At 38.2% G+C, this 10,676-nt stretch carries 5 protein-coding genes; 3 read left to right on the forward strand and 2 right to left on the reverse strand.

Translation table 11 applies throughout. From position 1 onward, the window contains the following. Positions 1 to 276 precede the first annotated feature (276 nt). The gene (locus tag R8G66_05885) at positions 277 to 1,854 is read left to right on the forward strand and encodes an NAD(P)-binding domain-containing protein (protein MDW3191870.1); all 1,578 of its coding nucleotides are present in this window, start codon (positions 277 to 279) and stop codon (positions 1,852 to 1,854) included. On the opposite strand, the gene R8G66_05890 is transcribed toward R8G66_05885, so the two are convergent. Then, positions 1,849 to 3,840 carry an alpha/beta fold hydrolase gene (locus R8G66_05890; GenBank protein ID MDW3191871.1) on the reverse strand — a complete coding sequence of 664 codons (1,992 nt, stop codon included), beginning with the start codon at positions 3,838 to 3,840 and terminating at the stop codon, positions 1,849 to 1,851. The genes R8G66_05885 and R8G66_05890 overlap by 6 nt on opposite strands. A gap of 262 nt (positions 3,841 to 4,102) precedes the next feature. Then, the gene (locus R8G66_05895; protein MDW3191872.1) at positions 4,103 to 8,545 is read right to left on the reverse strand and encodes an amino acid adenylation domain-containing protein; all 4,443 of its coding nucleotides are present in this window, start codon (positions 8,543 to 8,545) and stop codon (positions 4,103 to 4,105) included. A 159-nt stretch (positions 8,546 to 8,704) separates the two neighbouring features. Here R8G66_05895 and R8G66_05900 point away from each other — a divergent pair, with 159 nt between their 5' ends. Then, a complete protein-coding gene (locus tag R8G66_05900) occupies positions 8,705 to 9,628 on the forward strand; it encodes a cupin-like domain-containing protein (protein ID MDW3191873.1) in 924 nt (307 codons plus the stop codon). A gap of 54 nt (positions 9,629 to 9,682) precedes the next feature. Beyond that, positions 9,683 to 10,663, forward strand: a complete 981-nt coding sequence (locus tag R8G66_05905) for a TauD/TfdA family dioxygenase (protein MDW3191874.1) — start codon at positions 9,683 to 9,685, stop codon at positions 10,661 to 10,663. The last annotated feature ends 13 nt before the right edge of the window (positions 10,664 to 10,676 follow it).

A 10,676-nucleotide genomic window follows, 5' to 3' on the forward strand; every position in this document is an offset into this window, starting at 1 on the left:
TTTCATGGGATGTTTTTACATTTCAAAAGACATATATTTTCTCTATCATTGTTCGTCTTATCTGATTATTTCTAAAAATTTATGCCAATACAGCTTAATGAGAATTTATTCTCCATTTTAAAGAGCACTTATTTCAAAATATTGTATTTCTTTTACCTTAAAGAGTTATAAGAAAGAGTTAAAATAATTCAATATCAAGACAGTTTTAACTATCCAAAATTTCATAGAGTCAAGCTTTAATTATTATATAACTAAATCAATTAATATCTATATCAAATGACTAAAAAGAAGGTTATTATCATGGGGGCGGGTCCAGGAGGAGTACAACTGGCTTATTTCCTGGAAAAAATGAAGGTGGACTATCTGGTGTTAGAAAGAAACGATAAAGCCGGATCTTTTTTTTCGAAATTTCCCATACAAAGAAGATTGATTTCAATTAACAAAGTTTACACAGGGTCAGATGACCCGGAGGTAAACATGAGATTTGATTGGAATTCACTATTGTCAGATAAAGGCGATGTTAAATTCAAAGATTATTCGAAAGAATATTTCCCAGACCCGGACCATCTAGTCAATTATTTGAATGACTATGTCAAAACACATGACCTGAACGTGAATTATAACAGTTGCATCAATGAAATTAAGAAGACTGATGAAACATTTGAGATCGTAACCCAGGATGCTATTTACCAGTCGGAGTATCTGGTGGTTGCAACTGGCTTGAGTAAGCCCAATATCCCTGAAATAGAGAACATTGATATTAGCAAAAACTATGAAGATATAGACAATCCCGAGATCTATGCCAACAGGCGAGTGCTTATCATCGGGAAAGGAAATTCTGCCCTGGAGACTGCTGAAAGTCTAACTCCTTATGCCTCACTAATTCATTGCCTTAGCCCAAGTCCAATAAAAATGGCCTGGCAATCACATTATGTTGGAAACCTCAGGGCAATAAATAATAACTTTCTTGACACCTACCAACTCAAGTCTCAAAATGGGATCATTAACGGTCAGATTAAAAAAATTGAAAAGCAAGGTTCCAAAATATTAGTTGAAATTGGATATGCGAATGCAAATGGTGAAGTAGAAACCATAGAATATGATGACATCATCACCTGCGCAGGTTTTAGGTTTGATAATTCTATTTTTCATTTTGATTCTCGACCAGAGATGACCATCAATAATAAGTTCCCCTTGCAGACTTCTTCATGGGAATCTAAGAACGTTGATAATTTGTTTTTTGCCGGTACGTTGACACACATGCGGGATTATAAAAAATCCACATCCGGATTCATCCACGGTTTTCGATACAACAGTAAATGCCTTTCTCAAATTCTCATAAATAAACTCAATAATAGCTTTTCGTGGGAAACAGATGGAAGTGAGACATTGGATAGCACAGCACTTTCCAGAAAGATCATTATCAATGTGAATAGGGCCGCAAGTATTTGGCAACAATTTGGGTTTATTTCACATGTTGTGTGTCTGAATATAGAGACAAATTCATTTGAATATTTTTATGACGTGCCAGTTGACTACCTCCATGACAATACCAATTTGTTTGCTACTCATTTCATGGTAATCACGCTTGAATATGGCAATGAAGTCTTTGAAAATGCTGACAATATTTTTGCAGTGCAACGAGTTCATAAAGATGACGTTGACAATGCGGATAAAAGTGCCTTCTTGCATCCGGTTATTCGCGAATACAGGGATGGAGCATTATTATCGTCACATCACATTATAGAAGATTTTGAGAGTAACTGGAGTGAGGAAGCTGTGCATTTCAATCCTCTTCAAAAACATATTAATGCTCGACTAGAAGAGGCTGGCAAAATGATTGAAATGTTATAAAAAGCCCCAATGATATAAGTAGGTTCCAGTTATTGCATTAGAAAATAATATAGCAAAAAGAAGCGCTCTATTATTCAGGTTTTTGAATCTAATGGCATAGTAAATAAAGGTAGCTGCGAGTATTCCAATGAATGCATAATTCAAGATGCTGATAAATGCAAAATCATTTGGAATACCGAACGCTACAATGTTGAAGTTAATATTCAAAGTCTGTATAATGGCATAGACCAAAATCAGCACGATTACCAGGGCGATCGAGGAACAAAACAGTATCAAAGATTCTGCGACCTTTTGTTGTCGACGTGTTTGCTGTTTATTGAATTTCGAGAAAACTTGAAAAACGATATAGCTGATAAAAATAACTAACGAGATGATGAGTGGTGCAAAGAAGAGTATATCAAAATTCTGAATACTCTTTGCCATACCAATCGCTCCTGAGGTAATAAATATGCCCGTGGCAAACTTTGCCGGATCGAAAGGAGCAAACTCATCGACATTTGGTTGGGTTGATGGGTTTGCTAAAAACGCTTTGAGGACTGAATTGCCTTCATTTGTAAAGCTTGGTGTATGACCATACGCTCCGGCTTTTACCAAATACGAATTAGGAAGAAGGTTATTTAATCCTTTACCATTTGAAGGAGGGGTAATTGGATCAAAAAATCCATTATAAATAAGGACTGGGGAGGGCATGTTCAATAAATCCGGTGATTCAGGCAAACGCAATGTGTCTCTTTCATTATTCCAAACAGAGCAGATTTCAAAATCGGACTTATAGAAAGACAATTGATACGGTTGATTGCCTGAGCTGTTTGAGTTTTGCTCGTAATCACTGAACGAGTTGGCCGGTATGGCTTCATTACAGGTAAAGCAGTAATACACTCCGTAATCTAAGTTAAGGTTTTGCGAAAACGACTCGATTAGTGCTGCCAAAGCTGATTCGTTGCGATTGCTGAATTGATAGATCAGGAGTGGGATGATTTCTATCAGTTCTTTCCGATACAGACTTTGTTGCACGGCCAGCTTGAAGTCATTTGTATTGAAAGTAAAACTCCCTGTTGCTACGATGCTATTGTCTACAGAAAGGGTTATTGGGTTCGCTTCAAGGCTTTCTATGGTTTCTAAATAAACAGATGCTAACTCCGGATAATCCTGGTTACAATCCGGGTTGTTTTTACAATTTTCAAAAACCTTTTGCAGACTACTGCGATAATTGGCGGTATTCGTAGTGTAATACTGCTTGATGTCTAAAATAGGAGAGTCTAGAATTAAGGATTTTATATCGTTTTGAAAATAATTAGCATAAACCTGTGCGATATAGGTTCCATAAGAAATGCCCATTACATTCCAGCTTTCATAACCCAGGTAATTTTTTAGGGCATTGAGGTCATTGGAGACACTTATACTGTTGAAAGCTGCAATATCAACCCCTTGTTCTGTCAGGTCGGATTGGCAGTCCAATGTCGCTTCTACTCTCAATGATGTCGCTTGCTTTACGTCAATATTTTTCGCAAAAATTTCAAAAAACGCTTTACCGAGATCAGGACAAAGCCTTGGTTTTGAAAATCCTGTACCCCTGATATCTACTAAAATGATATCGTGCTTCTCCCTAATCGGATGATTGAGCCAATACCACCCACCTTCAATAATGCTTGACCCTGGTCCTCCTGCAAGAACAACCAGTGGATTTGCCTCACTAGATTGACTTTTCAGTCTGACAACTGCTAGTTTAATTGGCTCAGAATCAGGCATCTCCCAATTTTCAGGAACATTGAAATATCCCCATTCCATGTCTTTGAGGAGGGTGGAATCTATATTCGGATAAAATGGATCTGTCTTTTCAAATTGCAATATGTCCTGTTGAGCAAATACACTATAGCCCAAAAAAGAAAGCATGAACAAGATGATAATCCTGCTGATAGCAAATTTATGCTTTACTCGTTTGACGAAATTATTAATCAAATACAACGTTTTAATATTTTTTAACATCCTCTTCTATTTTGTTGGGTAAGGCTAATTGGTTTATATGTTGATTTGTACTTAAGTAAGCGTCACATGATTAGGAGAAAGTTATGGTATCTTCCATGGCCCTAAAGTTGTAGAAAAAAACAGCGCATATCTTGCCAGACTGCACAAATATTTGTCATTCACGTTTAGCCAATTGAGTTTCAGGTAAAATTAAATTATTAGATAACAACTGATAATTCTTGTCAGGTACGTAAGCCTGGTAAGTGCCGTTCAAAGATTCGGATTAAAAATCAAAGTCAATAGTAAGTTCTTCAGAAATACTTCCGTTCTCTTCAACTATTTCGGCAATTAATTGATCACCGTCTCCTTCAATAAGTTTTACGATTTGTTCAAATGTAGATTGAATGGATTGGACGGAATCTTTAGCATATAATTTAATGTCATATGAAATGGTCACTTTTAGTGAGCTTTCCAATTCATCAAAATTGACCACTAATGGAAATTTGCTGTGATTCAGCTGAATGTCCAGTGGATGAAAAGTTGTGTTATTCATGTGAAGCGATTCCAGGAAATTTGTTTCTCGATCTTGATAAGTGACAAGCAGATCAATCATCTTATTCTTGTTGATCGTTGTTGGTAGATCCGGATGTTTGGCGATTAGCAAAACATTTTCTTGAATGTCCTCAAATAGTTCCATCAGGGATTGATCATCCTTGATTCCAACTCTTAAAATGATCGTTTTAACCAACATGCCGATAAGGTTAGTGGTCTGAGAATAAGCTCGTCCTGAGTTAATGATACCTAAGCAGAAATCGCGATGCTGTGATTTTGCTTTGATGCACATGACAAGTACGGATATAAGCAACGTATGAGTTGTGATCTTATACGTAGCTACAAGACTCTTCATGTGGATGTAATCGTCACCCTGGATAGTAAAGGATAATACTTCTCCTGTGCTTGCTTGTGTAATTGAGTCCTGATTACGCTGAATGCTAGGTTTGAACTCGTATCCTTCAAGATATTTTTTCCAGAAAGTAGACACATCCTGGTTCCTCAGATGATTTAACATCCATTGTGAATAATCCTTAAATTGGATTTCGTTAGATTTTCCAGGAAGCGAAGGCATATCCGAGTCGGCATCATATAGATGCATAAAATCCTTTGTCAGGAGTTCCAGTGACCAGCCGTCTAAAATGGTGTGATGCGAGCAGAAAGCAATAACCGGTTGTCCGCCCTTCACATGAATTATCATAAACTTGATCAATAAGTCATGCTCCAGATCGAATTCAGTATTGACAAAATTATTCAGCTCCCTTTGTACCTCACTTTGTTCCAGAGTAACTGACGAATACTCCGGGGAAACCACTTCTTCATCGGCGAAATGCATAAATGTGGTCCCATTTCTTTCCAAAAAATTCGTTCTTAATATTTCATGCCTTTTTACCAGGGAGTCGAAAGTCTTCGCAATTCTGTTCATGGAAAGTGCTCCATCTACATAAAATGCTGCAGCTAAATTATATGCAATAGACATGTCTGAGCTTTGAGAGGCCAGCCATATTTCATATTGTGCAGGAGTAAGCGGATAATAAGTGAAGTCATCTGCTATTGGTATTTGAGATGTGCTGTTTGATGACAGATTTTCCTCAATTCTTTTGACTATTTGCGCTATCGTAGGATATTTAAATACCTCGCCCAATTCAAGCGAAACAGACAGGTTCTTATTGATCAGATGAATGAGCTTCACTGCATTAAGTGAGTGGCCACCCAATTGAAAGAAATTGACATCAAGGCTCATGGAATGATCTGTTCCTAGCACTTCTTTCCAATACTGTTGAATAGTCAAATCTAACGGAGTAGTTGGGGCAAGATAGGTTGCTTCTTTAGGGGCATTAACCAGGGGAATTTTTGAAAGGCTTACTCGATCAATTTTGTTATTGTGCGTTTGAGGAAATGCTTCAACTTGTTTGATCACGGATGGGACCATGTAATCGGGTAATTCCCTTTGTAATGATCGTTTGATATCAACAGGGTCACAGGTATCATTGCTTATGACATATGCTACAAGGACAGTTTCCGAGTTGCCATCTTTTGATGCTACCACTATCGCTTGAGAAATTTCAGAGATAGCAACTAGTTTGGTTTCAATTTCGGCAGATTCAATCCGATAGCCTCGAATCTTAATTTGTCCATCCTGGCGGCCCAGGAATTCTACCGAACCATCTATTCTCCATCTGGCGATATCCCCCGTATCGTAAAGCGTACTCCCTTTCTTAAATGGATTGGAAATGAACTTACTTTTTGTAAGTCTTTCGTTATTGAAATAACCATCGGAAATCCCGTCCCCACCGATATATAAATTACCCCAGGTAGTAACAGGAGCTTGAGTTTGATAACTATCTAAGATGTAAAACTGTGTGTTTGCGATGGGTTTACCAATGATCAACGATTGGTCAGCGAATGAGACGCGGTGCACACTAGACCAAATCGTGGTTTCGGTAGGCCCATACATGTTCCATAGCTTGCTGCAGATAGGAATCAATACATGGGCTAGTTCCTTACTGAGTCGGTCGCCGCCACATAAGATGGTGAGGCCAGAATCTCCTTTCCATCCGGCATTGATCAAAAATTGAAAAAAGCTAGGTGTCCCTTGAATGACAGAAGGCTTGACTGCTTCCAGCGTGCCAATCAGCTTTTTGGGATCATTGAGCTCGCTTTTGGAGGCTATATAGACAGTGCCACCAGCAATTAATGGCAGGAAGAATTCTAAAATGGAAATGTCAAAAGAGTAGGTGCTGACTGCAAAAAGAACATCGGTCTGATCAAAACCAGGTCTTTCTTTCATGCTCAACAAGAGGTTCACTAAAGCGCCATGTGAGATTTTGACTCCCTTAGGCCTTCCCGTTGAGCCAGAAGTGTATATGATATAAGCAATATCAGACCGTTCTATCTTGAAAATAACTTCTTCTGAATGTTGTTGGCTTTGTCGCAATAACCGTTTAACGGGCATCTGGGACACTCCAGGAGCGTCTAATTTCGCGCTTTCGGTAACGATAAGGTAGTCGAGTAGGCTTTCCTCCAGGACCGCCCTGACCCGCAATTCCGGCATGTTTGTATCAATAGGGATGTAACTCATCCCTGCTTTGAAGATGCCCAGAATAATGGCAAGTGTGGCCGAATCTCTTTCTAATAGAAGACCAACATAGGGTTGATTGATGTTACCGTTGGACTTCTCAATAGTCAGGAAATTTGCGATTTGATTTGAAATCCTTTCAAGCTCTAAAAATGCTAGTGATCTCTCAGAATCCCGAACGGCGCTGTTAGCAGGTAGGTCTTTTGCATTTCCTTTGATCAGATCAAGAAGTGTAATGCGGTCTGGAAATTTCTGGTCTGTTTTATTCGATTCATCAAAGATTTTCTGTTCTTCTTTTGTGATGTAGATCACATCTTTTGCAGGTCGGCCAGGGGCTTCAATGACACCATGAAGTATTTTTTCAAAATGTCCTGCAAGAAAATGGATATCATCGGGTGTGAAAAATGATGTGTTGTAATCAAAATCGATTCTAACATCTTTCTCGTCATCAAATTCACGAATATAGATGGCCAGTGCTACTCTTTCTGATCCGTGAGATAAAGGCATAACGGTTGTACGGGTCTCAGTGAATTGACTGGCGTAATTATGTTTTTCGTAAGACAAAGTGATATTAAATAGTCTTTGTCTATCTTCCAGACAATTCAATTCTTGAAGGAGTCTCCCGAGCGGAAATCGTTGATACCTATAATCGATTCTTAACTGGTCCTTTATTCTTACGGCTAATTCGGGGATACTCTCTTCGAAATCAAGCTTCATTCGGAGCGGGGTGATCCCCATGAACAATCCAACAGTTTTTTTGAATATTGCTTTGTTTCGATTCAGAGTAGGTAAGCCGATTGAAATATCTTCTTTGCCATACCTTCTGCCTAGATAGGTAAACAATACTGATAGCATCAGATGAAAAGAGGAGATGCGCCATTCCTTGGCTAGTTCTCCAATGCGATTAAATTGATTTCTCTCCACATAGAGTTCTTTTCTTGTACTAGCCGCATGCGTTTCGGTCGCATTGGTTTTCTCTAGTAAGCTTTCAGGAAGGGGATCAAATCTTTTTACCCAATAGTCCTTATCTGATCTGTAATTGTTTGAATCTTCATAAGACTTGTCATCAGCGATGAAATCCTTGTAACTAAAAGGGTATTTGCTGACGACCCGTTTATGTTCAAGCAACTCATTATAGTTACTTACAAGTCGCTGAAACATCAATGAAGTTCCCCAGCCATCAGTAATGATGTGATTGTAGACCGAAAAAAGATAATGCAACTGTTTGCCTATCTTAATAAGTATAAACTTGTGCAACAGTTTGCCCGATAAAATATCCATTGGCAAGCTAAACTCCGATTGCATGAATTGGTGAGCAGATTGTTCAGGATCCTCGAATGTTGAAAAGTCAAGCAATTTTAGCTCACTCATGTGATCGATGAGGATGCCACTTTGTATTCGATGATTTTTGCGATTGAATACCATTCTAAAAGCATCGTTTTGATCGAGCATCTCTACATAGGCGCTCTGTAAAGTGCTGGTATTCAGGACTCCTTTTATCTCAATTTTTGCTCCTATGTTGTGAGTAGGTTCACCAGGGTAGAGGATTTGTTCATAAAATATATCCTGCTGTGGCAAGGTGAGAGTTAGCTCCATTATTATTTAGTTATTCGTGAAATAAAACGATAAGTTATTTTTAGATCGTTGTAAACCTAACAAGAATCACAAAGGATTTGTAGATTTGATTAGTTTTAGAGCTAATTCAATTATATATGTGCGAATTATCGAAGCACATTAAATACAATTACAATCCAAATGACTATAGATAAGGTTGAAAATTTAAGTGAGACGGACTTTATTGATTCATACCTGGCATCAAATAAACCAGTAATTGTTTTAGATGGGATGAGGGATTGGGACTTAACCAGATTCACTCCAGATTCCTTGAAAAAAGAGTTAGGAAGTTTTGAAACACAAGTTTACAATAACCTGTTTGACCTTCAGGATGTCACGTCTTTAAATGATTACCTAACAAATAACTTTTCACGTCCTGATAAAGAATGCACTGAATACATTAGATGGTATACTAAGCTTAAAAATGCGGACTTTTGTTGGTCTGATACTGCTTTTGAGCAACTTAGGGATGCTTGGACCCATCCCACTTTTTTGCCTAAATCATCACTTGTTGTCCCTTTCGGTGATACTAATACTGAGAAAGATATAACGACCTCACGGTATCCTTACAAGGGTCTTTTTATTTCTGCAAAAGGAGCAAGAACGAGGCTTCATCGAGATCCATTTGGAAGCAATGCCATTCTCTGTCAGCTTTTTGGCGAAAAAGAGGTCATTTTATATGATCCTTCTCAAGCAGAGTATTTGATGTCAGGGCAGGATTTTGTAGATGTTAAAAAACCTGATCATTCCAGGTTCCCAAACTTCAAAAATGCATCCCCTAATTATCACCTGACTTTGAAACCAGGAGAGATCATTCTTTTTCCATCGGGCTGGTTTCATGATGTTACCTGTTTAACAGATAGCATCTCAATTACCTGGAATTTTCTATACCACACGGAGAAAGAAAGACTTATCGATTTTGTAAAAGAAAATCCCGCCGATGACCAGCTGGAAATCTTGTTTTTCTTCTTTTCGGATATGCTAGGTAAACATATCACGGTCAACGATTTACTTAAATTTCTCGAAAATTCAGAAATGGTCGAAGAGCAGCGAATTTCAATCTAAGCTTTATATAAAACGTTCTTTTTTTAATACTCACAAACACGATTAAACCAACATATGGGAAATCAAACAGCTTCCGTATTGGGCGATGACATTAAACTGCAGTTTGGAACTCAGCCCGGTTCCATGCCCGTTACGATATCACCAACTCAAAAAATTGATTTTATACAATGGGCCAAGTCCCATAAAGAGGATATCTCGGATATTTTGGCAAAACATGGGGCTATTCTTTTCACGGGCATGACTATTGGGGGTTCAAAAGAATTTAATGAAGTCTTTTCTGAGATTATTGGAGAACCACTCTCATATGTCAATCGAACCTCGCCACGAGATCAAGTCTATGAGAAGGTCTATACGTCTACGACTTATCCAAGCGATCAGCCGATCAATCTGCATACCGAAAATTCCTATTCGAAGACCTTTAATCGGATCATTGCATTTTTCTGTAATACACCAGCAGATAAAGGTGGAGAAACACCAATAGCAGATGAGAGAGAAGTTATGAAGCTTTTATCACCTGAAGAGCTTCAAACCTTTCGAGAAAAGGGAATAATGTACGAACGAAACATCATAGAGGGGGTCGGACTTGATTGGCAAACTACTTATCAAACAAGCGATAAAAATGTCCTTCATGACATTTTAGAGAAAAACGATATTTCCTATCAATGGGTTGATGACTATCATCTCAGGTTAAATTGGGTTTTACCTGCCTTTCAAATACATCCTGTCACGAAACAAGAGGTCTGGTTTAATCATATGTATTTCTATCATAAATCTCAGTATGATCCGGATGTTGTGGATTACTTTGGGGAACAAAGCCTGCCTTTTACTTCGTATTACGGAGATGGAACTGATATCGAAGAAGAAGTAGTCGCTAAGATTAAGGATTACTATACGAGAAAATCAGTTTTATATAAATGGAAAAAGGATGACATGCTCTTACTGGACAACATGCTTTTTTCACATGGAAGACAACCTTATGAAGGTGAGAGATCCATATTAGCAGCGATGGGTATATCCCAGGACTTTGTCAACTAAAACAGCCTAACTA

This window comes from Cytophagales bacterium (assembly GCA_033344775.1).
Classification (GTDB): Bacteria; Bacteroidota; Bacteroidia; order Cytophagales; family Cyclobacteriaceae; genus JAWPMT01.